The following is a 24,663-nucleotide window of genomic DNA, read 5'->3' as shown; positions in this document are numbered from 1 at the left end:
CAGCTACGAAATTACCTGCGTATATTATCGGGTTGTCAGGGAATGACCAGTTAGGAAATGTTCGAAAAAACAGCAAAAAGCACGATTTAGGTTATCTTTCTGCGGGGAATGTCATGCGCGCACTTGCACTTGACGTGTTGGGCAAATACTCTTAGGGAGTAAATGTTTGCCGTGGTGGCAAGGTGTTAGAACAACAGAGAATATAATGATGCAGGATTTGCGTCTGATATTAATCATTGTTGGCGCGATCGCCATACTCGCTCTTCTGGTTCATGGTTTCTGGACCAGCCGTAAAGAGCGCTCGTCAATGTTCCGCGATCGCCCACTAAAACGCATGAAGTCTCGTGAAGACGACGAGTCTGATGATGGCTTCGATGATAGTGATGAAGGCGTGGGCGAAGTTCGTGTCCACAAGGTCAATCACGCCCCGGGCGTAGCAGGGGAGCATGACGCACCTCATCAGGCGCCTTCGCACCAGTACCAGCCCCCTTATGAGCGTCAGGTACAACAGCCTGTGCGCCACGAGGAGCCTGCCCGGCCATCCGCACCGCAGCCTCAACAGCCGCGCGTGCAGCAACCGTCTGTCCAGCCGCCGCATGCGCAGCCACAGCCGGTTCATCAGCCACAACCTCATTCGCAGCCGCAGCCTGTTGCCGCACCTCAGCCGGTGCAGCCCGCCGCGCCGCAGCCTCAACCGGTTGCTCCGCCACAGCCTGCCGCGCCAGAACCTCAGGCCGCGCAACCTGCGCCAGCCGCTGTACAGCAGCCAGAGCCTAAGCCGGTTGAAGAAGCGCCTGCGAAGCCTGAGCGTAAAGAGACGGTCATCGTAATGAACGTCTCCGCACACCAGGGCACCGAAATCAACGGCGAGCTGCTGCTGAACAGTATTCAGCAGGCCGGGTTCAAATTTGGCGATATGAATATTTTCCATCGCCACTTAAGCCCTGACGGCAGCGGCCCTGCGCTTTTCAGCCTGGCGAATATGCTTAAACCCGGCACCTTCGACCCTGAAAATATGGCTGATATGGCGACGCCAGGCATCACTATCTTTATGCAGGTACCGGCTTACGGCGATGCACTGCAAAACTTCAAGCTGATGTTGCAATCGGCACAGTACATTGCCGATGAAGTGGGCGGTGTGGTGCTGGACGATCAACGTCGGATGATGACGCCGCAGAAACTGCGCGAATACCAGGACCGCATTCGCGACGTGCTGGAATCGAACGCCTGATAACGGCTGGCGTTTTATCAACTCTCCCTGAACCCCCGCCTGTCGGGGGTTTTTTATCATTGATGGTGTGATATGGAACCGATCGAACAACAACTGAATGAACTGCGAACCACGCTTCGCCATCATGAATATCTCTACCACGTTATGGATGCGCCGGAACTGCCGGACGCCGAGTACGATCGCCTGATGCGCGAACTGCGCGAGCTTGAGGCGCAACATCCCGAACTGATTACGCCAGATTCGCCGACGCAACGCGTGGGCGCATCGCCGCTGGCCGCGTTCAGCCAGGTGCGTCACGAAGTGCCTATGCTGTCGCTGGATAACGTGTTTGATGAAGAGAGCTTCCTTGCCTTTAACAAGCGCGTGCAGGATCGACTGAAAAGCAGCGACGCGCTGGTCTATTGCTGTGAGCTGAAGCTGGATGGCCTGGCGGTGAGTATTCTTTATGAAAACGGCGTCATGGTGCAGGCGGCGACGCGCGGCGACGGTACCACCGGGGAAGATATCACCGCTAACGTGCGCACCATTCGCGCGATCCCGTTAAAACTGCGCGGAGACAATATCCCGGCGCGCCTCGAAGTGCGTGGCGAAGTGTTCCTGCCGCAGGCGGGATTTGAAAAAATCAATGATGACGCGCGACGTACCGGCGGCAAATTATTTGCCAACCCGCGTAATGCGGCAGCGGGTTCGCTGCGTCAGCTTGACCCACGTATTACGGCGAAGCGACCACTTACTTTCTTCTGCTACGGCGTTGGTATTCTGGAGGGCGGCGAACTGCCCGCCAGCCATATGGGGCGTCTGCAACAGTTTAAAGCCTGGGGTTTACCGGTGAGCGATCGCGTAAAACGCTGCAACTCCCCGGAGGAAGTGCTCGCTTACTATCACAAGGTTGAAGAAGACCGCCCAACGCTCGGTTTTGATATCGATGGCGTGGTGATTAAAGTCGACTCGCTGGCATTGCAGGAACAACTGGGCTTTGTCGCGCGTGCCCCACGCTGGGCCGTGGCTTTTAAATTCCCGGCGCAGGAACAAATGACCTTTGTGCGCGACGTAGAATTCCAGGTGGGTCGTACCGGGGCAATCACCCCGGTTGCACGCCTTGAACCGGTGCAGGTCGCGGGCGTGCTGGTGAGCAATGCCACGCTGCATAATGCCGATGAAATCGAACGTCTTGGGTTACGTATTGGCGATAAAGTGGTGATTCGCCGCGCCGGGGATGTTATCCCGCAGGTGGTGAATGTGGTGCTCTCTGAGCGCCCGGAAGAGACGCAGGAAATTGTTTTCCCGACCCATTGCCCGGTTTGTCAGTCTGACGTCGAGCGTGTGGAAGGCGAAGCGGTGGCGCGCTGTACTGGCGGCCTGATTTGCGGGGCGCAGCGTAAAGAGTCGCTGAAGCACTTTGTCTCCCGCCGCGCGCTGGATGTTGACGGCATGGGCGATAAAATCATCGACCAGTTGGTGGAAAAAGAGTACGTCCATACGCCTGCCGATCTGTTCACGTTAACCGCAGGCAAGCTGACCGGGCTCGATCGCATGGGGCCGAAATCGGCGCAAAATGTGGTCAACGCGCTGGAAAAAGCGAAAAACACCACCTTTGCACGCTTCCTCTACGCACTCGGTATCCGCGAAGTGGGTGAAGCCACGGCAGCTGGCCTGGCGGGCTATTTCGGCACCCTTGAGGCGCTGGAAGCCGCATCGATTGAAGAGCTGCAAAAAGTGCCGGATGTCGGCATTGTGGTTGCCACGCATGTCTTCAACTTCTTTGCTGAAGAGAGCAATCGCGACGTCATTCAGCAGTTACTGAAAGAGGGCGTGAACTGGCCTGCGGCGGTGGCTATCAATGCTGAAGACATCGACAGCCCGTTTGCCGGGAAAACGGTTGTTCTGACCGGCAGCCTGAGCCAGATGTCGCGCGATGATGCAAAGGCGCGTTTGGTGGAACTTGGCGCAAAAGTTGCGGGAAGCGTGTCGAAGAAAACCGACCTGGTCATCGCCGGAGAGGCTGCGGGTTCTAAGCTTGCGAAAGCGCAGGAGCTGGGGATTGAGGTGATTGATGAAGCCGAGATGCTACGGCTGTTAGGCGCCTGATATGGATAAGGCGCAGCTCATTGAAATCGCCAATACGGAAATGCCGTTTGGTAAATATAAGGGACGTCGGTTGATTGACGTCCCGGAAGAGTATCTGCTCTGGTTTGCCCGTAAGGATCAATTTCCTGCCGGGCATCTGGGCGAGCTGATGGCCTTAACGCTGCTGATCAAAACCGAGGGGCTGACCCAGCTGGTGCAGCCCCTGAAGCGTTAAGCGTCGGATGTCCTGGCCGCGCGGGCCTGCTCTTCGGCCTGCAATTTTTCTGCCTGCTGTTTGTAGCGACGCGCCAGTACCGCGCACACCATCAACTGGATTTGATGGAATATCATCAGCGGCAGTACCATCATGCCGATAACCGATGTCGGGAACAGGATGTTCGCCATCGGTATCCCGTTCGCCAGGCTTTTCTTCGAGCCGCAGAAAACAATCGTGATTTCATCCGCTTTATTAAAGCCTGCTTTACGTGCGACCAGTACGTTCACGGCAATCACAATCGCCAGCAAGATAATGCTCACTACCACGATAAACAGCAGCGAACCCAGCCCCACTTTGTGCCAGATACCGTTCACCACCGCTTCGCTGAACGCCGAGTAAACCACTAACAGAATGGAGGTCTGGTCGGTTTTGCCAATCCACTTTTTATGCTTCGCGACAAATGCGCCGGTCCACGGGCGAGAAAGATGCCCAAGCACGAATGGCAACAGCAGTTGCAGCATGATTTTGCCGACCTGCTCAAAGCTGCCTTCCGCGCCGTGCATGTTCATCAGCAGGCCGACCAGCAACGGCGAGAGGAAAATCCCCAGCAGGCTGGAGGCTGACGCAGAACAGACCGCTGCCGCAACGTTCCCGCCCGCAAGCGATGTAAATGCGATGGCTGACTGTACGGTTGCCGGCAGAATACACAGATAGAGAAAACCGGTATACAACGCCGGGTCCACCGCCACCGGCGACCACCACACCAGCAGCACTCCCAGCACCGGGAAGAGAATAAAGGTGCTACACATCACCCACAGATGCAATCGCCAGTGGCTGCCCCCAGCAATAATCGCTTCGCGAGACAATTTTGCACCGTGCATAAAGAACAGTAGCGCAATCGCGGCGGTGGTCAGATGTTCAAAAAAAGGCACAAACTCACCGCGAGCCGGGAAGAAAGAGGCCAGCAGGACCACGGTAATGAGGGTCAGCGTAAACGGATCAAGAATACGAAAAAGTTTCATAAAGACTCCTGAAAATCGATGGCGCTATTGTGCTTCTTTCATTTTGAGAAATAAAATTGATTTATTGCATCCATTCATGAAGAAAATAGATGAATTACTCGCTAAAGCAATTAAAGGTTTTCGTCACGGTGGCGCAGGAGAAAAGTTTCAGCCGTGCGGGAGAGCGTATCGGCCTGAGCCAGTCGGCGGTGAGTCACAGCGTGAAGGAGCTGGAGCAGCATACCGGCGTTCGTTTGCTGGACAGAACGACGCGCGAAGTGGTGCTCACTGAGGCGGGGCAACAGCTGGCTTTGCGTCTGGAGCGACTGCTGGATGAACTGAACAGCACCCTGCGCGACGCCGGGCGTATGGGACAACAGCTGAGTGGCAAAGTCCGCGTTGCTGCCAGCCAGACCATTTCCGCGCATCTTATTCCGCAATGCATTGCCGAAAGCCATCGCCGCTATCCGGATATTCAGTTTGTCCTGCACGATCGTCCCCAGCAGTGGGTAATGGAGAGCATTCGTCAGGGCGATGTGGATTTTGGCATCGTCATCGATCCAGGTGCAGTGGGCGATCTGCAGTGTGAAGCGATTCTTTCCGAGCCGTTTTTCCTGCTTTGTCATCGCGAGCATCCGCTGGCAGCCCATGATTATGTGCCCTGGCAGGCGCTACAGGGGGCAAAACTGGTGTTACAGGATTACGCTTCAGGCAGCCGGCCGTTGATTGATGCCGCGCTGGCGCGCAACGGTATTCAGGCGGATATCGTGCAGGAGATTGGCCACCCGGCGACGCTGTTCCCGATGGTGGCTGCTGGTATTGGCATCAGCATTCTTCCGGCGCTGGCGCTGCCGTTACCCGAGGGCAGCCCGCTGGTGGTGAAGCGTATCACGCCGGTGGTGGAACGCCAGCTGATGCTGGCTCGCAGGAAAAACCGGTCGCTTTCAACTGCCGCGGAAGCATTATGGGACGTGGTGCGTGATGAAGGCTGTGCCTTAATGGCGGGGCGCGAAGGTAATCCGTTGTATCGGATTTAGAGCGCATAATTTCTGCCGGACGCGCCGGCAGAAAAAGGATCAGAAGTTAAATTTGATGGAGTAGATTATCGCATCCTGATAAAAATCTTCGCCCAGTTTGTCATCTGCATAACGGTACTGAATCCCTGTGGTGATGTGTGATGTTGCATTCCACCATAGTGCAACGGCGCCGTTCAGCCCCTCTTTACCGCCGTTACCCGCTGCATAGGTAGCATCACGGTCAAACTCGTACTCGTTCCAGTTGGTAAGAGTGAATTTCTCGCTGCCCAGTGTAAAGCTGTAACCCGCAACCCAACCGGCTACGTAGCCGTTATCACCCGTGTAATAGGTTTGGTCCGTATAGCGTTTGGCAAAGAAAGGCTTGAACCACCAACCGTTGCCGGTGAAGTTGTAGCCAAAACCGTACAGGAACATATCGTCGTGGAAATTTACCCGATTTGCCGAGCCGTAGGTGCCATACGCGTGCAGGTAGAGGTTAAATCCGGTATCCCCGAGATAAATGCGGTTGGTATTTTTAAAGGTATAGCGCTGCTCACTTCCTGGTTTATCGTGACGACCGTTATAAAAGTTTTCCCAATCAAAGAAACCGTAGGTTTCTCCCCAGCTAAAATTAGCGCCGCCTTCCAGTTCGAGATAACCAAAATCATCTTTATGCGATTTGGTTGAGGATTTTTCCGTTGTCCGGCTGGACCAGTCAAGGTAATGAAAACCGATATCTGCGAACCCACCTTTAAATTCTGCGTGGGAGATTACGGGTACGGCTAATAAAGAAGAGAGAGTCAGAGTTAAAAGATGTCTTTTCATAGCATATATCCCTATGCCGATCGTTATTAGTAGAGTGCTTAATAAACGTGATTTATTAAAACAGCATATTGTTAATGCAGATGGGGAAAGGGCGCCAATACTGTTTTTCCTGCAGATTGATAGTGAAAAGATATAAATATATCGATATCGAATGACTATTGATTTTGCGTGAAAAGTGTATTGGTCAGGGCGGTGACGATCTCGCTATAAAAAGGCGTCATCTTTTACCCTACAGAAGAAGGATTCTTATGCATCAGGCTCATTTTTCTCATAACCCTATGTATTGCGTGGATATCATTCGCGCGTATAAACCAGACTTCACACCCCGTGTGGCATTTATTTTAGGTTCCGGGCTGGGCGCGCTGGCGGACCAGATTGAGAACGCCGTTGCCATTTCTTACGAAAAATTGCCGGGCTTTCCGGTAAGTACCGTCCACGGACATGCGGGCGAGTTGGTACTGGGGCATCTTCAGGGGGTGCCGGTTGCCTGTATGAAAGGTCGCGGTCATTTCTATGAAGGGCGCGGGATGACCATTATGACCGACGCGATTCGTACCTTTAAGCTTCTGGGTTGCGAACTGTTGTTCTGCACCAATGCTGCGGGCTCGCTTCGCCCTGAAGTTGGCGCCGGCAGCCTGGTCGCACTAAAAGATCATATTAATACTATGCCGGGTACGCCAATGACGGGCCCCAACGATGAACGCTTTGGCGAACGCTTTTTCTCGCTGGCTAACGCTTACGACGCGGACTATCGCGCGCTGTTGCAACAGGTGGCCAGTGAGGAAGGTTTCCCGCTGACTGAAGGCGTGTTCGTCTCCTATCCGGGGCCAAATTTCGAAACGGCGGCGGAGATTCGCATGATGCAGATTATCGGCGGCGATGTCGTGGGGATGTCCGTTGTGCCGGAGGTGATTTCTGCGCGCCATTGCGAACTGAAAGTTGTTGCCGTATCGGCTATCACCAACATGGCGGAAGGTTTGAGCGACGTCAAACTCTCTCATGCCCAAACGCTGGCGGCGGCCGAACTCTCACGGCAGAACTTCATCAATCTTATCTGCGGCTTTCTGCGCAAAATTGCCTGATTAAAACAACAAGAAACGGCCTCCGCGTGAGGCCATATGATGCGATAAGGAAACGATTATGAGCATCGCCATGCGCTTAAAGGTAATGTCCTTTTTGCAATATTTTATCTGGGGGAGCTGGCTGGTTACCCTCGGTTCTTACATGATTAATACCCTCCATTTTACTGGCGCAAACGTCGGGATGGTCTATAGCTCAAAAGGGATCGCCGCAATCATTATGCCGGGTGTTATGGGCATCATTGCGGATAAATGGCTGCGTGCGGAACGGGCCTATATGCTGTGCCATCTGGTATGCGCAGGTGTGCTGTTTTACGCGGCAGCTGTCAGCGATCCGGATACGATGTTCTGGGTGATGTTGGTAAACGCGATGGCGTTTATGCCGACGATTGCATTATCGAATAGCGTGTCCTATTCCTGCCTCGCGCAGGCGGGGCTCGATCCCGTCACCGCGTTTCCGCCTATTCGTGTTTATGGCACGGTGGGGTTCATCATTGCGATGTGGACGGTAAGTCTACTGCATCTGGAACTGAGCAGCTTGCAGCTCTACATTGCGTCCGGTGCGTCTCTGCTGCTGTCGGCTTACGCGCTAACGCTGCCTAAAATTCCGGTTGCTGAGAAAAAATCGACATCCTCTCTTGCCAGCAAGCTGGGGCTGGATGCCTTTGTGTTGTTCAAAAATCCACGCATGGCTATCTTCTTTCTGTTCGCCATGATGCTGGGCGCGGTGCTGCAAATAACCAACGTTTTTGGCAACCCGTTCCTGCATGATTTTGCCCGCAATCCGGAATTTGCAGACAGTTTTGTGGTGAAGTATCCCTCTATTTTGCTGTCGGTATCGCAAATGGCGGAAGTGGGTTTCATTCTGACTATTCCGTTCTTTTTAAAACGTTTTGGTATCAAAACAGTCATGTTGATGAGCATGATTGCCTGGACGCTGCGTTTTGGATTTTTTGCTTACGGCGATCCCTCGCCAACCGGTTTTATCCTGCTTCTGTTGTCGATGATCGTCTACGGCTGCGCGTTTGACTTCTTCAACATTTCTGGCTCTGTGTTTGTCGAACAGGAGGTTGATTCCAGCATTCGTGCCAGTGCTCAGGGGCTGTTTATGACCATGGTGAACGGGGTAGGGGCATGGGTAGGATCCATTCTGAGCGGGATGGCGGTAGATTACTTCTCGGTAGATGGCGTGAAGGATTGGCATACTATTTGGCTGGTATTTGCTGCATATGCATTATTGCTGGCCATTATTTTTTCCATCGGTTTTAAATATAAGCACCAGCCCGATAAGGTCAGTGCTTCCGTTATACATTAGTCGTTGTCCGCAGGCCCCGCTGTGGGCCTGCTTTTATAATGAAGGATATTGAGTGAAAGAAATATTATTCTCTTCCGGTGTGGGTTTAGGTCTTGGGGTGTTTTTTACGTTGTTACGATTACCCATTCCGGTCCCGAATGTTTTACCCGGTATTTTATCTATAGTGTTTATGTATATTGGTTATCAGGTGGTGCAGTTTTTTATTTCCTGACGAGTATGGTACGCTCAGGTTAATTTTCAGACTCCTTCGGGCTCTCATTATGGAACGTGTTTACCGTACAGATTTAAAGCTGTTACGTTATTTTCTCGCCGTTGCTGAAGAGCTCCATTTTGGACGGGCTGCGGCCCGTCTGAATATGTCGCAACCTCCACTCAGTATTCATATTAAAGAGCTGGAAAACCAACTGGGTACGCTGCTCTTTGTTCGCCATTCACGCAGCGTGGCGCTCACGCATGCCGGAAAAATATTAATGGAAGAGTCGCGCAGACTACTGGCAAATGCCAATCAGGTATTAGCGCGGGTGGAACAGATTGGTCGAGGAGAAGCAGGGCGGATTGAACTCGGCGTTGTGGGAACGGCAATGTGGGGAAGGATGCGGCCGACAATGCGTCGATTTTTGAAGGATAATCCGAACGTTGAGGTTCTTTTTCGCGAAAAGATGCCCGCCATGCAAATGGCGCTCCTGGAACGTCGTGAACTTGATGCGGGCATCTGGCGGATGGCGACTGAATTGCCGCAGGGATTCACCAGTAAACGTTTACATGAATCGGCATTTTTGGTGGCGATGCCGGAAGAGCATCATCTCGCCGGTTATACCTCAGTACCTCTGGCTGCGCTTCGCGATGAATATTTTGTCACGATGCCGCCTGTTCATACCGACTGGGCTTTTCTACAGCGAGTCTGCCAACAGGCCGGATTTACCCCGATCATCGTGCGCGAAGTCAATGAGCCGCAAACGGTATTGGCGATGATCAGCATGGGGATTGGTATCACGTTGATAGCGGACAGCTATGCGCAAATGAACTGGCCCGGCGTGGTTTTTCGACCTCTTAAAGAGCGTATACCGGCAGATTTGTATATTGTTTATGAAACACAGCAGGTTACGTCAGCATTGGTGAAGCTGCTGGCGGCGTTGACGCAGTAGGTGAGTGGTTGGGCACGGCATTTGCCGGAAATCGTCGGCCTGATAAGTGAAGCCCCATCAGGCAATTTTGCAAACCGCAGATAGCAAAAAAGCGCCTTTAGGGCGCTTTTTTACATTGGTGGGTCGTGCAGGATTCGAACCTGCGACCAATTGATTAAAAGTCAACTGCTCTACCAACTGAGCTAACGACCCGAAGTGGTGGGTGATGACGGGATCGAACCGCCGACCCCCTCCTTGTAAGGGAGGTGCTCTCCCAGCTGAGCTAATCACCCACTTCGGTACTTCACATTTTTGCAAGAAATCCAGCTGGCGAGAAAGTGGTGGGTGATGACGGGATCGAACCGCCGACCCCCTCCTTGTAAGGGAGGTGCTCTCCCAGCTGAGCTAATCACCCACTTCTCAATTTCTTGCTACACGGCGGAGACTACATAAAGTAGTTGGTGGGTGATGACGGGATCGAACCGCCGACCCCCTCCTTGTAAGGGAGGTGCTCTCCCAGCTGAGCTAATCACCCCCGCTGTGTGGAGTCGCATTATAGGGAGAGTTGAAAATGAGTCAACGCATTTTCTAAAGAATTTGTTTGTTCGTCGTAAAATTAAACAATGCGGTGGGGTTTTATGCGCTCATGCATGATTTCTATACAAAAACGACTAACTTTGACCGTGATGAGGGATGAAGATTGAGGAATCAGCCAGGAGTGATAGAATATTGCCCTTCTCAGTTCCAGGTTTTGCCGGTTGTCGGCATCTTTAATAAACGTAAGGCCATTTAATGAAAATCAAAACTCGCTTCGCGCCCAGCCCGACAGGCTATCTGCACGTCGGCGGTGCTCGTACTGCTCTTTACTCCTGGCTTTTTGCACGTAATCACGACGGTGAGTTTGTGCTGCGTATTGAAGACACCGATCTCGAGCGCTCCACGCCGGAAGCTATTGAAGCCATTATGGATGGTATGAACTGGCTGAATCTGGAATGGGACGAAGGTCCGTACTATCAGACTAAACGTTTCGATCGCTACAACACGGTTATCGACGAAATGCTGGAAGCGGGCACGGCGTATAAATGCTACTGCTCCAAAGAACGTCTGGAAGCGCTGCGTGAAGAGCAGATGGCGAACGGCGAAAAGCCGCGTTATGACGGCCGTTGCCGCCACAGCCATGAACATCATGCTGACGATGAGCCGTGCGTGGTACGTTTCGCGAACCCGCAGGAAGGTTCGGTTATCTTTGATGACCAGATCCGCGGCCCGATCGAATTCAGTAACCAGGAGCTGGACGATCTGATCATCCGCCGTACCGATGGCTCTCCAACCTACAACTTCTGCGTTGTGGTGGACGACTGGGATATGGAAATCACCCACGTGATCCGTGGTGAAGACCATATCAACAACACGCCGCGTCAGATCAACATCCTGAAAGCGCTGAATGCACCGGTGCCGGTTTACGCACACGTATCGATGATCAACGGTGATGACGGTAAAAAACTCTCTAAACGTCACGGCGCAGTAAGTGTGATGCAGTATCGTGATGATGGCTACCTGCCGGAAGCGCTGCTGAACTATCTGGTGCGTTTAGGTTGGTCTCACGGCGATCAGGAAATCTTCACCCGTGAAGAGATGATCAAATTCTTCGCGCTGAACGCCGTAAGTAAATCAGCCAGCGCCTTCAACACTGAAAAACTGCAGTGGCTGAACCATCACTACATCAATAATCTGCCAGCTGAATATGTTGCAACGCATCTGCAGTGGCATATTGAGCAGGAAAATATCGACACCCGCGTGGGTCCACAGCTGTCTGAGCTGGTGAAACTGCTGGGCGAGCGTTGCAAAACGCTGAAAGAGATGGCGCAGAGCTGCCGTTACTTCTATGAAGATTTCGCTGAGTTCGACGCGGATGCGGCGAAAAAACACCTGCGTCCGGTAGCGCGTCAGCCGCTGGAAGTAGTGCGCGATAAACTGTCTGCTATCACCGACTGGACGGCAGAAAATGTTCACCACGCAATTCAGGCGACCGCCGATGAGCTGGAAGTGGGCATGGGTAAAGTGGGGATGCCACTGCGCGTAGCCGTAACGGGTGCGGGTCAATCGCCCGCGCTGGACGTGACCGTTCACGCGATTGGTAAAAACCGTAGCATCGAGCGCATCAACAAAGCGCTGGGCTTTATTGCTGAGCGCGAAAGCCAGCAGTAATAAAAAACGGGCGAAAGCCCGTTTTTTTACGCCTGTGTTTCGCTCAACCCAAGCCGCGACATAAACCCACATATGCCTTCACGACGCAGTAAAACATTCAGCTTTTCCATCTCATCTGGCGTCATCACCTGTAAGGTGTCGCTGATCTGCTGCCAGATAACGTCCGCTTCGTTAGTCGAGTAGCTTTTCGCCGGTTCATTCATTTGCGCGTCGGCTTCATCAACGTGGAGCAGGGCAGGCGTATTCGCCAGAAAGTCTCTCACCTGCTGCGTGATGTGTATCAACCTTGCCCGGCCGCCTTTCACGCCCGGCATCGGCTCGGTTTGCCAGTGTTGTTCGCGGATCCAGCGGTTGATTGTCTGACGCGTCATTCCCAGACAGCGCGCCAGCTCTTCGGTAGACATTTTATCTTTGAGTCTTTTCATCACGATTATGCGCCACGGATACCCAAACGTTGCAGCAGGCCGCTGATCCCTTCACGCAACAGTAAAGAGGTTAACTGTCGCTGCTCTTCAAGCGTCATTTCCTGCGCCAGATTCAGCAACAGGCCGTGAAACGCATTGTCATTCACACTCTGCGTGGTGTAAGTCGCGGTGGTGTCGGATGCGCGTTGCGCGCTATAGATAAATTCCCTGACCTGATCGTTAATATGGACCAGACGGGCCTTTCCTCCCTGGACGCCGGGACGGGGCGAGGTTTGCCATCCTTCCTTGCGCACCCATTTATTAACGGTTTGTCGGCTGTAGCCAGTCAGGTGGGCGATTTCTTCCGGTGTCATTCGTTCCTTGAGCATGCTATTTCCTGAATCGCAGTGTGGGAATTACGAGTTCATGTTATAGCATCCTTTTATTAGAAAGCGTGACAGGTTTAACTTCTCTCTGCGAGCGTGCTCGGAATGTTATTCATCTGTCTGCTTTTTCAGCGATTAGCTTGCCACACAGCATTTTGCCGTTGACACCTCGCAATGGAATTCATATTATGCCGCCCGTCAACACGACACGCTTTACGTTGGGGCTATAGCTCAGCTGGGAGAGCGCTTGCATGGCATGCAAGAGGTCAGCGGTTCGATCCCGCTTAGCTCCACCAAATCCTGCTCCCATCAGGTTTGGAACGTAAAAGCACCGTTGGGGCTATAGCTCAGCTGGGAGAGCGCTTGCATGGCATGCAAGAGGTCAGCGGTTCGATCCCGCTTAGCTCCACCAAATTCAGACCCTCGCCTGTGGCGGGGGTTTTTTGTTTGTCTATACTGTTCCTAAACCAGCCGCAACAATATTCGTATTCCGCCTTGTTTAGTCGGAATTTCCTCCTTTAGCACCTTGATTCGCTCGAATAATGCCCATAGTATCAGTCTGGGTTATAGGTGTACCGACAAGGATGCAGTTCTGAATACTAATGAGATTTAATACAGATATTTTGTCGCGCAAGTTTTTTGTAGCATTAGCTCTCTCTTTAATCGCAATTCCCTTTGCTCGCTTTGTCTCGCCTAAAGCCGTTATTGATGGTACTGAAGCTTATCTTGCCTGGTTACCGCTTAGCGCAGCGTTTGCTATCGTTCTCCTGTTCGGTCGTCATGCCGTTATTCCTTTGATCATAAGTTTTTTTGTGGTCAATAATTTCGTCGTTAATCTCACGCTTTTCCAGGCTGTCGTCTTACTCACCTGTCAGTTGCTGGGCGTGCTGATTTCATCGGTGATGTTGCGCTGGAGCGTTGGCCGACGGTGGCGGTACGGATTACCCAGCCACCATATGGGCGCAGTCGTCTTCTGGATTGGCTTTGTCGCGCCGGCGATCATCAAAGGCATCATGTACCTGGTTGGCCACTACCTTGATTTTCCGGTAAGCGTCTCCAGCTACTTTGGCACCCATTCGTTGGTTTATGGCGTTGTAGATGTGCAAAGTCTCATTTGTGCGTCCCTGATATTTACGCCGCTTTTCTATTATCCAATGCGGATGATCCTTAACCCGCGCTACGCCAGAGCCTTCTGGCGTCGTCATGTGGTCGCTTGCCTGACGTCGCAGAATCGAACTTTTGTGCTGTATTGGATTCTCGGGCTGGTCGTTTTGTTAACCGTACTGTGTTCGCCTTATGAGACGGAGTACATTGCCGGTTATCTGGTGCCGATTATCTTTATCCTGTTCTTCTCAGGAATCAGCCGCTTAAGCGGCGTACTTATCGTTCTGATTTGGTCTGTGTCAGCATTCCTGCTGGTGCTGAATAACAAGCATTTCCTGTTTGGGGTGCTGAGTGCCTACTCGGTTGCTTTTGTTTTGTCCGTGTTGATCTCGTTCACGATTTGTATTCTGTATATGGTACAGATTTACGCGCGAGGCGAAGCGTTGAAGCGTAAATGGCACGATCAGGCGCTGATCGATCCATTAACCGGCCTGCCGAATTTGCGCGAGTTTGAGTCGTGGTTAAAGGAGAACCAGCAGGCAACGGTGTGCTGTCTGCGCATCGATAATCTTGAGTTTTTAAGCCGTCACTACGGCATGATGATGCGTATTCACTGTAAGCGTGCGATCACCCGAAATTTACAACCGTTGCTGACGAGTGATGAAAAACTCTTTCAGATCCCCGGCAACGAACTGCTGCTGGTGCTGACCGGCCCGGAGACCGAAGCGCGCCTGACGCACATTGTTGAGTTCCTGAATAATCACAAGATTAGCTGGAATAACAATGTAATCGACCTGGAATTTGGCGCGTCCTGGGGCGTCATTGACGGCAAAGAAGAAAACCAGCTGCACCATACGCTGGGGCAACTGAGCTGGCTCTCTGAACAGGCGTGCAGCTCGCACCAGGTGCTGGCGCTGGATAGCCGGGAAGAGGCCATTTCCGGCTTCACGACCGAGCGTGTCATGATGCTAAACCGGGTTAAACGTGCGCTGGCGCATGGCGGTATTCTTCTCTATGCGCAACCTATCGTCGATAAAAACGGCGAGGGTTACCATGAGATTCTTAGCCGGCTACAGTGCGACGGCGAGCTGATTACACCGGATAAATTTATCCCGATTATCACCCAGTTTAACCTGAGCTACCGCTTTGATATGCAGGTAGTGGAAACGCTGCTGAGCAAGATGAAGCACTATCCGGGGCATCGTTTTTCAATCAATCTGATGCCGTTTACCCTGATGCAGAAAGGCGCGGCGGATGAAATTATTCGGCTGCTGAAACGCTATCGGGTAACGCCCGGGGCTATTACCATCGAGGTTACGGAAGAGCAGGCGTTCTCAGACTCGGAAAACAGTCTGCATAATATTCGCCAGCTCAGCGCCTATGGCTGTCTGATTGCCATTGATGACTTTGGTACCGGGTACGCTAACTATGAGCGCCTCAAGCGTCTGGAAGCGGATATCGTCAAGATTGACGGTTGCTTTGTGCGCGATATCGTCAGCGACAAGATGGACCAGCTGATCGTGAAGTCGATTTGCGACATGGCGAAAGTGAAGAGTCTGACGCTGGTGGCTGAGTACGTCGAAACGCAGGAACAGAAAGAGAAGTTATTCGAGCTGGGTGTGGATTATCTGCAAGGCTATTTGCTGGGTAAACCTGAGCCGCTCAGTGAACTGAAGAAATAAAAAACGGGACGATTATCGTCCCGTTTTTTTACGTCTTGTAGACGCAGCCTGGCGTTACAGCACCAGCGCCGCGATAGACGCAGACAGCACGCTCACCAGCGTAGAACCGTAAACCAGTTTCAGGCCGAAGCGAGAAACCACGTTACCTTGCTCTTCGTTCAGGCCTTTAATCGCCCCGGCGATGATACCGATAGAAGAGAAGTTCGCGAAGGAAACCAGGAACACGGAGATGATACCGACTGCGCGCGGAGAGAGCGTAGACGCCACTTTCTGCAGGTCCATCATCGCGACGAATTCGTTAGAGACCAGTTTGGTCGCCATGATACTGCCTACCTGCAGCGCTTCGCTGGCCGGTACACCCATCACCCACGCAATCGGGTAGAAGATGTAGCCCAGGATGCCCTGGAAGGAAATACCCAGAACGGCAGCAAACAGGGCGTTCAGACCTGCAATCAGCGCGATAAAGCCAATCAGCATCGCCGCAACGATAATCGCTACTTTGAAACCAGCCAGAATGTATTCACCCAGCATTTCGAAGAAGCTCTGACCTTCGTGCAGGTTAGACATCTGGATGTTTTCTTCGCTGGCATCAACGCGGTATGGGTTGATGATAGAGAGGACGATAAAGGTGCTGAACATGTTCAGAACCAGCGCCGCCACCACATATTTCGGGTCCAACATTGTCATGTAGGCACCGACGATAGACATCGACACGGTAGACATTGCCGTTGCCGCCATGGTGTACATGCGGTTGCGGGACATTTTGCCGAGAATATCTTTATAGGCGATAAAGTTCTCAGACTGACCCAGAATCAGCGAGCTCACGGCGTTGAACGATTCCAGTTTGCCCATGCCGTTGACTTTGGAGAGCACGAAACCAATCGCCCGGATAACAATCGGCAGCACGCGAATGTGTTGCAGAATACCGATAAGCGCAGAGATGAAGACGATAGGGCACAGGACTTTCAGGAAGAAGAATGCCAGGCCTTGATCGTTCATGCTCCCGAAGACGAAGTTGGTGCCTTCGTTGGCGAATCCGAGCAGTTTTTCGAACATTTCGGAAAAGCCTTTCACGAAGCCCAGACCGACGTTGGAGTTCAGGAAGAACCATGCCAGTAAGACTTCAATGACAAGTAATTGAATTACATAACGAATTCGAATTTTTTTGCGGTCATGGCTGACCAGCAACGCTAAAATCGCCACAACGCCAAGCGCCAGGACGAAATGAAGAACGCGGTCCATATTTGCTCCAAATATGAGGCAGGTTTAATTTTCTTGCACATTCTATGTAACGTAACTAAATAAAACGAGATCAAAGTCGCACTATATTCAGAACCTGTGAGCAATCTCAAAAAGAGTGATCGAACATACATTTTTATTATGTTAAGTAAATGTGTTTAAAGATTGTATAATGTACTAACCTCACAATAAGCGTATACCAAACCTTCCCAACCTCCAGCCCGACTATCGGTTTCGGCTATCAGAGCAATCATTATCACCTTTTTAAATGAACTTGATAATCATTCTCATTTTGGTAGCATGAAACATAGCAAAGGCTATGTTTTTGAGGCAGAGAATGACAGACAGTCGCGTGGCAAGTAACAACAGCAGTCGTACAGCGCGCCGGATGAGGCTTGCGCTGATGGGGCCCGCATTTATTGCCGCCATCGGCTACATCGATCCGGGTAACTTTGCGACCAACATTCAGGCCGGGGCCAGCTTCGGCTATCAGCTTTTGTGGGTGGTGGTATGGGCCAACCTGATGGCGATGCTGATTCAGGTGCTTTCTGCCAAGCTCGGTATCGCCACGGGCAAAAACCTGGCGGAACAGATTCGCGACCATTACCCGAGACCGGTCGTGTGGTTTTACTGGGTACAGGCCGAGATCATCGCCATGGCGACCGATCTCGCGGAATTTATCGGCGCGGCGATCGGCTTTAAGCTGATCCTGGGGATCTCGCTGCTTCAGGGCGCGGTATTAACCGGGATTGCGACGTTCCTGATCCTGATGCTGCAACGGCGTGGGCAAAAACCGCTGGAGAAAGTGATCGGCGGGCTGCTGCTGTTTGTCGCCGCAGCCTACATCGTCGAACTGATTTTCTCGCAACCTGCGCTGGCCCCACTGGCAAAAGGGATGATTATTCCTTCTCTGCCCACCTCGGAAGCCGTATTTCTCGCGGCGGGCGTGCTGGGTGCGACCATCATGCCGCACGTGATTTACCTGCACTCATCGCTGACACAAAATCTGCACGGCGGTAGCGCGCGTGAACGCTATAACGCTACGCGCTGGGATGTGGCGATAGCCATGACCATTGCCGGATTCGTTAACCTCGCGATGATGGCGACCGCTGCCGCCGCGTTTCACTTCCACGGGCATACCGGAATTGCGGATCTCGACCAGGCGTACCTGACGCTGGAACCGTTGCTCAGTCATTCAGCCGCCACTATCTTTGGCCTGAGCCTGATTGCCGCCGGGCTCTCCTCTACCGTAGTTGGCACGCTGGCAGGGCAGGTCGTGATGCAGGGCTTCATTCGCTTCCACATACCGCTGTGGGTGCGCCGCTCCGTCACCATGCTACCGTCGTTCATCGTGATTCTGATGGGCATGGATCCTACCCGCATTCTGGTGATGAGCCAGGTGCTGCTGAGCTTCGGGATTGCGCTGGCACTGGTACCGCTGCTGGTCTTTACCAGTAATCAAAAACTGATGGGTGAGTTGGTAAACTCCGCACTGGTAAGACGCACCGGTTGGCTGATTGTGGGTCTGGTGGTTGCGCTGAACGGCTGGTTGCTGGTGGGGACGCTGCTGGGGCTCTAGCATAAAACCCGTGGCCCGCGACAGGTCACGGTTTTGCTTACGCATTTCCCATAGGATGGATGCGCCTTGTTAATCGGTGCGCATCCATGAATCACTTCGATCTCGCTTTTCTCAAATATCTCCAGGATAACTCGCCGCTTGCCATCGATGCTGCCGTGCAGCGTTTTGGTAAAACCCTCTCTACACTCAAGCGCACGATGAAGGAGATTAACGATCTTCTGCCGGAACACGTCCAGCTTCATCAGGATAATCAATTCATTACCACCCGCATTGGTTATCGGGAATACATCGAATTTTTGCAGCGTGTACAGTTCAGCCGCTATATCACCACGCCTGAAGAGCGCGTAAGCTGCCTGTTGGTTGCACTTTGCCTGCACGATGTGGTGAACAAAAACGAGTACTACAAAAAGTTTAACGTTAGCGCCGGAACGGTGAAGAACGATAACCCGCTGATACAGCGTCAGTTGCAGGTTCACGCGCTGTCACTGGTAAGCGTTCCTCGTAAAGGTTCGCGGCTGGTCGGTAATGAATTTCGTCTGCGTGTCGCTGCGTGCATCGCGATAGTAAAAACCGTTGAGATAGGCGCGAATCATCGGTTAGTGGCGCATCAGGCGAACGAGCCAGCGAATCGGGCCATTGCTGAACAATTTCTTGATGAATGCGCAGAAGAGATCGTTCAGGCGGCAGAGTGCTATTCCCGCGTCATTAGCCCAATAATCCGCCCCGGTTATAACGGCAGAAAGTATTTGCTGGTTTATCTTAGCCTGGGGCTGCATCGTAGTAAGCGGGGACACAGGATTACGCCCGCGGAGACAGTCCGGTTCCTGACAACTTATCCCTATCAGGCGCTGGACAGTGACGCGGAAAACGCCTGCCTGGATATGTTGATTGCCTCACTTACGCTGACGTACCGTCCCTTTACGCTTTATGATGCGGCGCTGGTTCACTGCGTGAGACGAGTGTGTACGATACTGGCGCGCAAGCTGAACGTTACCATTCATAGCCCTCACGCCTGGTTTGCTGAACTCTATAACTTCATTTATGCCGCAATTATTCAGAACACGCTGCGGCTGTGGTTTGATGATAAAAAATTACACGGTGTTGAAGGGCGGTACCCTGACTTATGGCTACAGGTGCGGCAGGCGTTAGAAGAGATTGAGCATCTGTGGCAGGTCTCTTTTTCGCCTGTCCATCTGGCGACGCTGATCCTGATTATCAAGAAATATGAACTGAGAAATAGCGTAGTGAGTGACGCGAAAAAACGCGTAATCATCGTCACAAATTCCTCAGAAAGCAAAGTGGGTTACTTTCGGGAAGTGCTGCTCTCACGGTTTCACATTGATGTTGTGGCATGCGTAAACATTAATGAAATAGACCTCCTGAAGCAGGAGGCATTTGATCTGCTCATCACATTCACCAACAAAATCTCCAATCATCTGCGCTATGCGGAACTGGAATGCGTGAAAGTGAATTTCTGGCTGACGCAGGAAGATTTCAGGCTGTTACGTGAACGCGGTTTACTCCCCGCGCGTCAGAAAATACCTGCCGACACATTTGTGCGGCAGGTACAAGGCATGAGCCCGGAAGCGTTAAAAGCGTTTCTCGAATTTCGCTATGGCGACATCTTTATTTAAGCGCATCGACACGGTCGGCGGCTTCCCGCGCAATTTGCGAACAAAGGCCGAGGTAATGCGCCGGATCGAGCAGCGCCGCTATCTCTTCATCGCTGAAATGCTCACGTATGACATAATCCTGACGTAAAACGTCTGCATAGGGCAGCGATTCGTGGGTACTGCGCATCGCCAGTTGATAGACGCGCTCGTGGGCGGCATCTTTGCCCAGTTTCTCCACCAGTTGCATCATGATTTTCTCGCTGTTAATGAGTCCATGCGTTAACTGCGCATTTTGCTGCATCCGTTCACGATGAATCACCAGTGTGCGCGTCAGCTCCTCGGCACGCATGACTATCTCAGTGATGCACTCCATACTCTCCTGAATATTGGCATCAAAAATAAAATAGGCGGAGCTGTCTGCTTCGAAAGGGCGTGAGGTGACATAGAGACAGGAGGTCAGCACGGAATACAGCTTCTGCGCATTACCGATAATCCCTTTGGCCAGTTTCGGGTTTACTTTTTGCGGCATTGTGCTGCTACCGACGGTGCCTTTGGTAAAGGCCTCCGACACTTCGCCAAACTCCTCACCAGAGGTTTGATAGACCTCTTCCGCTATCTTATGCAGGGTTGTGGCCAGCAAGCACAAATTGCTGATGTACTCCATGCGGTACACGCGTGAATTTCTTGAAGGTATTGCCATTGAATGCATGCCGAGCCGCCGGGCAACGCTCTCCTGAACTTTCCGTCCGGTCTCGCCCGTAGCGTGAAAGGCGCCAACGGCACCCCCCATCATCACCGTAAAAATTCGCTTTTCGGCTTCGCGCATTCGTTCTTGCGCGCTCAGAAGCTCTTCAATCCACACCGCAACTTTGTAGCCCCAGGTAATGGGCAATGCGTGTTTCCCGTGGGTGCGGCCCGCCATGAGCGTATCGTGATGCGCGCGCGCCATAGCGGCGAGGTTGTGTAAAATATCGCGTAGGAATGTCTGTATTTGCGCATCGAACTGCTTCGCCAGAGAGAGCTGTGCGGTTTGCTGGATATTCTGTGTTGTCACGCCGTAATGAACGTATTTTCCGCTTTCACTGTCACAGGCTTTCACCAGCACTTTCAGCACCGGCACAAAACCGTGGCCAATTTCACGCAGCAGGCGATCCATCTCCAGTAGATCGATGCGTTCAACCCGGCAATTGGCGGCAATATTTTCAGCCGCGCTGGCGGGGATCACACCATGCTCCGCCTGAGCCAGGGCCAGCGCGGCCTCAACGTCCAGCCAGGATTGCACTCGCGCCTGTTGGCTAAGCCATGTTTTCAGACCGCGATCGTCAAGCGTTTTGCTTTTTGAATCATAGAGTGCGCGCATTATTCTCTCCTTGTTTTTAATTCGCGCCCGCGAGACGGTCATCTACCGCGTTACGGACAAACTCAACATGTGGGCCAAAGACCACGTGGATGTGGTTGCTGGAGGGAATAAATGTCCCCAGCGCGCCGGAATCTTTCAGCAATGCCATATCAATTTTCTTCTGATCGCTCAAATCGATGCGTAAACGAGAAACGCAGTTCTCAACGCGTTTGATATTCTCTTTACCGCCGAGCCCCTGAATCACCAGTTCGGCGACTTTATCGTATTCTTTATTATTCAGCAGGGTGCTGTCGGTCGTTTCACTCTCACGCCCCGGCGTTTTAATATCGAACTTGCTAATCGCGAAGCGAAATACAAAATAGAACACGACAAAGTTAACCATACCCAGCAGAATTAAATTCAGCCACTGCGTGTGCTCGTACATCAAACCAAAAATGCCGAAGTCAAAAACAGTACCGCGAATATAACCAATAGATACGTCCAGTAATTGCAGCGGTATAGTCAATAAACCGCACAGTACGGCATACACAATAAACAGTTTTGGTGCGATGAACAGGAAGGAAAATTCAAGCGGTTCGGTAATATTGCCGAGCATCGCCGTTAATACCACGGTGAGAATCATCCCCTTGGCGAATTTTTTATTTTTGAAATAGGCGGTGTGGTACATGGCAAGGCCAATTGCCGGCACACGAAACAGAGTGGTTAACATTTGCCCGGAAGCGAGATAGCTGGTCAGTGTGGGCATAAATTCTTTCCAGGCCGGATGGGCAGGGCCAAGGTCGAAGAGAATCTTATTCATTGCGGGCAGAATTCCGACGTAAGTTTGCCCGTCAATAAGATAGGTGCCGCCAGCGGCGGTGAAGCGCACGGTGGAGCTGAGCACATGCTGCAGGCCGAAGGGAATGAGCAGGCGGTTAAGCGTCATATAAATTCCTGCGCCGACGTTCGGTGCCATCATAATGGTTGAGACGGCGCGCATGCCGGCGGTAAAAAGCTCCCAGATGAACGGAATGATTAAGCCCACCGGGATCGCGAAGGCGATGGTCAAAATAGCCACTGACTTTTTACCGCTAAAAAAAGCAAACGCCAGCGGCAGCTGTAAGCGGTAAAAACGGTCGGTTATTTTCGCTGCCAGAAGACCCGCGATAATTCCGCCCAGCGCCTCAATCTTCAGCGTTTGGATCCCTAAAATCATCCCCTGGCCTGCAAGCGAAAGGTCGCCTTTAGCCAGGTCACCGGCCAGTTTTAAATGCACATGCATGGCGATAAGCAATGTCAGATACGCCGCCACGGAGGCAAATACGGCAATCCCTTTTTCTTTCTTCGACATGCCGTACGCGACGCCCATCGCGAAAAGCAGTGGGATATTATTAAATATCACACTGCTGATTAATCCCAGGGAAGATAAAACGGCTTTGAATATGTCATTACCTAAAAAAGGCAGCTTATCGATCATATAGCTCTGACCTAAAGCAGAACTAATGCCCATTACCATGCCAACCGGAGCCAGTACGGCAATAGGTAATAACAGTGAACGACCGAATGTCTGAATTTCATCTCTAAAATGTGCATTCATGATAGTAATCCTGACGTGAAATACCGTCACGCTAAGATACGTTGAGCACCTTTTTGCTCAAGGGCAAATAGTGATGAATAAAAAGCGCAGGATTTGACCATAAAAAAAGGGTTCCTGATATACAGAAACCCTTTTTAAAGTCATTAGCGTTGGGGGAAATTAATGATGCTTCCCGTGCCCATGTCCGTGACCACGTCCTCGCCCGTCATGGCGGCCATCGTGATAACCGCGCTCATAAGCCCGGCGATTATCCCAACCGCGATGTCTGCCGTTATCGTGACGATGCCAGCCGCGATCGCGCCATTGATAGTGATCGTGCCAGTAACCCCGGTCACGCCAGCGGCCGCCGTCCCAGTAGTTACCGTAATTATCACGATCGCCAATTTGTAATTTTATTGATGGCAGCAGGGTGATTTCACCAGCGTTAGCAATCATTGGTGCTGCTGAGGCCATCAATACTGCAGCCAGAATCAGTGACCTGAACATAGTTTATCTCCTTCACGATCGGGCCTTGCCCGGCCTGTTAACCCTATATTACGAACAAGTAAATATCCGTATCATCGGGGTAACTCCTAAATCGTAAAGGGCAGCACTTTTTGCTAAAAGTGCTGCTAATTTGCGCTATTGCAAAATCGCGTCTATGGCGGCCCGCTCTTCAGCGCTGAAGTGCCCGTTATTCAGCATGCCAACGGCGTCATCCAGTTGCGCCGTTTTACTGGCGCCAATCAGTACCGATGTCACTTTGTCGTCACGTAATACCCAGGCCAGCGCCATTTGCGACAATTTCTGCCCACGTTGCATGGCTATCTCATTTAACTGGCGAACCTTCGCGAGTTTCTCATCCGTCAGTTGATCCGGATTAAGAAAACGGCTGCCGCTGGCGGCACGGGAATCTGTCGGAATACCATTGAGATAGCGATCCGTAAGCTGCCCGCCCGCTAACGGTGAAAAAGCGATGCTGCCAACGCCTTCCTGCTTCAGCAGATCGAGCAGCCCATCTTCCACCCAGCGTTCAAACATGGAATATTTTGGCTGGTGGATCAGGCAGGGAGTGCCCAGATCGTTAAGAATCGCAAGGGCCTCTTTCGCACGGTCAGCCGGGTAGTTGGAAAGTCCGATGTACAGCGCTTTGCCCTGACGTACGATGTGATCCAGCGCACGCATAGTTTCCGCCAGCGGCGTATCCGGATCCGGACGGTGATGATAAAAAATATCCACGTAATCCAGCCCCATGCGTTTCAGGCTTTGATCGAGGCTGGCGACCAGATATTTACGCGATCCCCAGTCGCCATAAGGCCCATCCCACATGGTGTAGCCCGCTTTGCTGGAGATAATCAGCTCATCGCGCCAGGGTAAAAAGTCTTCCCGCAGAATGCGGCCAAAATTACTCTCCGCCGAGCCCGGCGGTGGCCCATAGTTGTTGGCTAAATCAAAATGGGTAATGCCGAGGTCAAAGGCATGGCGCAGCAGCTGCCTGCTGGTTTCGATTAACGTGGCGTCGCCAAAGTTATGCCATAAGCCCAGCGAAATGGCGGGAAGTTTCAGCCCGCTTGCGCCGCAACGACGATATTCCATCGTGTTGTAGCGTGACGGATCTGCCTGATAAACCATAAGTTCCTCCGCAAAGCATCAGTAGT

At 52.2% G+C, this 24,663-nt stretch carries 22 protein-coding genes and 6 tRNA genes; 15 read left to right on the top strand and 13 right to left on the bottom strand.

Annotated features, from left to right (window positions below; all coding sequences use genetic code 11):
* Positions 1 to 205 precede the first annotated feature (205 nt).
* The 3 genes from zipA to AC1MKH_RS17745 all read left to right on the top strand — a co-directional run bounded on the left by zipA (position 206) and on the right by AC1MKH_RS17745 (position 3,533).
* Entirely contained in the window at positions 206 to 1,231 is a 1,026-nt protein-coding gene (zipA, locus tag AC1MKH_RS17755; protein ID WP_276219546.1) for a cell division protein ZipA, read from the top strand.
* A 72-nt stretch (positions 1,232 to 1,303) separates the two neighbouring features.
* Positions 1,304 to 3,319: an NAD-dependent DNA ligase LigA gene (gene ligA, locus AC1MKH_RS17750; RefSeq protein WP_276219548.1), complete on the top strand. Its 2,016-nt coding sequence runs from the start codon at positions 1,304 to 1,306 to the stop codon at positions 3,317 to 3,319.
* A gap of 1 nt (position 3,320) precedes the next feature.
* The gene (locus AC1MKH_RS17745; RefSeq protein WP_015963519.1) at positions 3,321 to 3,533 is read left to right on the top strand and encodes a DUF3820 family protein; all 213 of its coding nucleotides are present in this window, start codon (positions 3,321 to 3,323) and stop codon (positions 3,531 to 3,533) included.
* On the opposite strand, the gene AC1MKH_RS17740 is transcribed toward AC1MKH_RS17745, so the two are convergent.
* Positions 3,530 to 4,537: a bile acid:sodium symporter family protein gene (locus AC1MKH_RS17740; RefSeq protein WP_276219552.1), complete on the bottom strand. Its 1,008-nt coding sequence runs from the start codon at positions 4,535 to 4,537 to the stop codon at positions 3,530 to 3,532. The two genes, AC1MKH_RS17745 and AC1MKH_RS17740, sit on opposite strands and share 4 nt — an antisense overlap.
* 89 nt (positions 4,538 to 4,626) lie before the next feature.
* Between AC1MKH_RS17740 and AC1MKH_RS17735 the strand changes: the two genes are divergently transcribed.
* Positions 4,627 to 5,553: a LysR family transcriptional regulator gene (locus tag AC1MKH_RS17735; RefSeq protein ID WP_276219553.1), complete on the top strand. Its 927-nt coding sequence runs from the start codon at positions 4,627 to 4,629 to the stop codon at positions 5,551 to 5,553.
* A gap of 39 nt (positions 5,554 to 5,592) precedes the next feature.
* Here AC1MKH_RS17735 and AC1MKH_RS17730 read toward each other — a convergent pair whose 3' ends face one another.
* Positions 5,593 to 6,357: a nucleoside-specific channel-forming Tsx family protein gene (locus tag AC1MKH_RS17730; protein ID WP_276219555.1), complete on the bottom strand. Its 765-nt coding sequence runs from the start codon at positions 6,355 to 6,357 to the stop codon at positions 5,593 to 5,595.
* Between the two features lie 248 nt (positions 6,358 to 6,605).
* Here AC1MKH_RS17730 and xapA point away from each other — a divergent pair, with 248 nt between their 5' ends.
* Genes xapA through AC1MKH_RS17710 form a run of 4 tightly spaced genes read left to right on the top strand, consistent with a single transcriptional unit; the run spans position 6,606 to position 9,896 of the window.
* Complete coding sequence (gene xapA / locus AC1MKH_RS17725; RefSeq protein WP_276219556.1) at positions 6,606 to 7,439, top strand: xanthosine phosphorylase; 834 nt, start codon at positions 6,606 to 6,608, stop codon at positions 7,437 to 7,439.
* 58 nt (positions 7,440 to 7,497) lie between these two features.
* Complete coding sequence (gene xapB / locus AC1MKH_RS17720; protein WP_276219558.1) at positions 7,498 to 8,751, top strand: xanthosine/proton symporter XapB; 1,254 nt, start codon at positions 7,498 to 7,500, stop codon at positions 8,749 to 8,751.
* Positions 8,752 to 8,803: 52 nt separating this feature from the next.
* Positions 8,804 to 8,962: a XapX domain-containing protein gene (locus tag AC1MKH_RS17715; protein ID WP_276219560.1), complete on the top strand. Its 159-nt coding sequence runs from the start codon at positions 8,804 to 8,806 to the stop codon at positions 8,960 to 8,962.
* 49 nt (positions 8,963 to 9,011) lie between these two features.
* Entirely contained in the window at positions 9,012 to 9,896 is an 885-nt protein-coding gene (locus AC1MKH_RS17710; RefSeq protein ID WP_276219562.1) for a LysR family transcriptional regulator, read from the top strand.
* 116 nt (positions 9,897 to 10,012) lie between these two features.
* Here the strand turns inward: AC1MKH_RS17710 and AC1MKH_RS17705 are convergent.
* The 4 genes from AC1MKH_RS17705 to AC1MKH_RS17690 form a co-directional block, all read right to left on the bottom strand.
* A tRNA-Lys gene (locus AC1MKH_RS17705) sits at positions 10,013 to 10,088 on the bottom strand.
* Between the two features lie 4 nt (positions 10,089 to 10,092).
* Positions 10,093 to 10,168, bottom strand: a tRNA-Val gene (locus AC1MKH_RS17700).
* A gap of 46 nt (positions 10,169 to 10,214) precedes the next feature.
* Positions 10,215 to 10,290: transfer RNA gene (locus AC1MKH_RS17695), tRNA-Val, on the bottom strand.
* A 44-nt stretch (positions 10,291 to 10,334) separates the two neighbouring features.
* Positions 10,335 to 10,410: transfer RNA gene (locus AC1MKH_RS17690), tRNA-Val, on the bottom strand.
* A gap of 257 nt (positions 10,411 to 10,667) precedes the next feature.
* On the opposite strand from AC1MKH_RS17690, the gene gltX reads away from it, so the two are divergent.
* Positions 10,668 to 12,083 (top strand): glutamate--tRNA ligase, encoded by a 1,416-nt coding sequence (gltX, locus tag AC1MKH_RS17685; RefSeq protein ID WP_276219564.1) that lies wholly within the window; start codon positions 10,668 to 10,670, stop codon positions 12,081 to 12,083.
* A gap of 26 nt (positions 12,084 to 12,109) precedes the next feature.
* Here gltX and AC1MKH_RS17680 read toward each other — a convergent pair whose 3' ends face one another.
* Together AC1MKH_RS17680 and AC1MKH_RS17675 are read right to left on the bottom strand one after the other, a co-directional pair.
* Complete coding sequence (locus AC1MKH_RS17680) at positions 12,110 to 12,508, bottom strand: YfeC-like transcriptional regulator (protein WP_276219566.1); 399 nt, start codon at positions 12,506 to 12,508, stop codon at positions 12,110 to 12,112.
* Positions 12,509 to 12,513: 5 nt separating this feature from the next.
* Positions 12,514 to 12,876 carry a YfeC-like transcriptional regulator gene (locus tag AC1MKH_RS17675; RefSeq protein ID WP_015963529.1) on the bottom strand — a complete coding sequence of 121 codons (363 nt, stop codon included), beginning with the start codon at positions 12,874 to 12,876 and terminating at the stop codon, positions 12,514 to 12,516.
* A gap of 217 nt (positions 12,877 to 13,093) precedes the next feature.
* Between AC1MKH_RS17675 and AC1MKH_RS17670 the strand changes: the two genes are divergently transcribed.
* The 3 genes from AC1MKH_RS17670 (at position 13,094) to AC1MKH_RS17660 (ending at position 15,659) form a co-directional block, all read left to right on the top strand.
* Positions 13,094 to 13,169 (top strand) — tRNA-Ala (locus AC1MKH_RS17670).
* 40 nt (positions 13,170 to 13,209) lie between these two features.
* Positions 13,210 to 13,285, top strand: a tRNA-Ala gene (locus AC1MKH_RS17665).
* A gap of 190 nt (positions 13,286 to 13,475) precedes the next feature.
* Positions 13,476 to 15,659 (top strand): sensor domain-containing phosphodiesterase, encoded by a 2,184-nt coding sequence (locus AC1MKH_RS17660; RefSeq protein WP_276219569.1) that lies wholly within the window; start codon positions 13,476 to 13,478, stop codon positions 15,657 to 15,659.
* Positions 15,660 to 15,713: 54 nt separating this feature from the next.
* Here the strand turns inward: AC1MKH_RS17660 and nupC are convergent, their stop codons facing one another.
* On the bottom strand, positions 15,714 to 16,901 hold the full coding sequence (gene nupC, locus AC1MKH_RS17655; protein WP_276219570.1) for a nucleoside permease NupC: 1,188 nt from the start codon (positions 16,899 to 16,901) through the stop codon (positions 15,714 to 15,716).
* Between the two features lie 297 nt (positions 16,902 to 17,198).
* On the opposite strand from nupC, the gene AC1MKH_RS17650 reads away from it, so the two are divergent.
* The 3 genes from AC1MKH_RS17650 (at position 17,199) to AC1MKH_RS17640 (ending at position 20,111) form a co-directional block, all read left to right on the top strand.
* Positions 17,199 to 17,261, top strand: coding sequence for a hypothetical protein (locus tag AC1MKH_RS17650; protein ID WP_436650122.1), 63 nt, complete (start codon positions 17,199 to 17,201; stop codon positions 17,259 to 17,261).
* The gene (locus AC1MKH_RS17645) at positions 17,236 to 18,477 is read left to right on the top strand and encodes an Nramp family divalent metal transporter (protein WP_276219572.1); all 1,242 of its coding nucleotides are present in this window, start codon (positions 17,236 to 17,238) and stop codon (positions 18,475 to 18,477) included. The genes AC1MKH_RS17650 and AC1MKH_RS17645 overlap by 26 nt, the downstream gene beginning before the upstream one ends.
* Positions 18,478 to 18,563: 86 nt before the next feature.
* A complete protein-coding gene (locus AC1MKH_RS17640) occupies positions 18,564 to 20,111 on the top strand; it encodes a BglG family transcription antiterminator (RefSeq protein ID WP_276219574.1) in 1,548 nt (515 codons plus the stop codon).
* Here the strand turns inward: AC1MKH_RS17640 and AC1MKH_RS17635 are convergent.
* From AC1MKH_RS17635 to mgrA, 4 genes are all read right to left on the bottom strand, one after another.
* On the bottom strand, positions 20,104 to 21,450 hold the full coding sequence (locus AC1MKH_RS17635) for a class-II fumarase/aspartase family protein (RefSeq protein WP_276219576.1): 1,347 nt from the start codon (positions 21,448 to 21,450) through the stop codon (positions 20,104 to 20,106). The two genes, AC1MKH_RS17640 and AC1MKH_RS17635, sit on opposite strands and share 8 nt — an antisense overlap.
* A 16-nt stretch (positions 21,451 to 21,466) precedes the next feature.
* Complete coding sequence (locus AC1MKH_RS17630) at positions 21,467 to 23,026, bottom strand: PTS transporter subunit EIIC (RefSeq protein WP_276219578.1); 1,560 nt, start codon at positions 23,024 to 23,026, stop codon at positions 21,467 to 21,469.
* A 159-nt stretch (positions 23,027 to 23,185) separates the two neighbouring features.
* Positions 23,186 to 23,512: a DUF2502 domain-containing protein gene (locus AC1MKH_RS17625; RefSeq protein ID WP_276219580.1), complete on the bottom strand. Its 327-nt coding sequence runs from the start codon at positions 23,510 to 23,512 to the stop codon at positions 23,186 to 23,188.
* 135 nt (positions 23,513 to 23,647) lie between these two features.
* Positions 23,648 to 24,637, bottom strand: a complete 990-nt coding sequence (gene mgrA, locus AC1MKH_RS17620; protein WP_276219582.1) for an L-glyceraldehyde 3-phosphate reductase — start codon at positions 24,635 to 24,637, stop codon at positions 23,648 to 23,650.
* Between the last annotated feature and the right edge of the window lie 26 nt (positions 24,638 to 24,663).

The sequence above is a fragment of the Pseudocitrobacter sp. CD920760 genome, from assembly GCF_057782505.1.
This window is presented reverse-complemented; position numbering and strand designations above follow the sequence as displayed.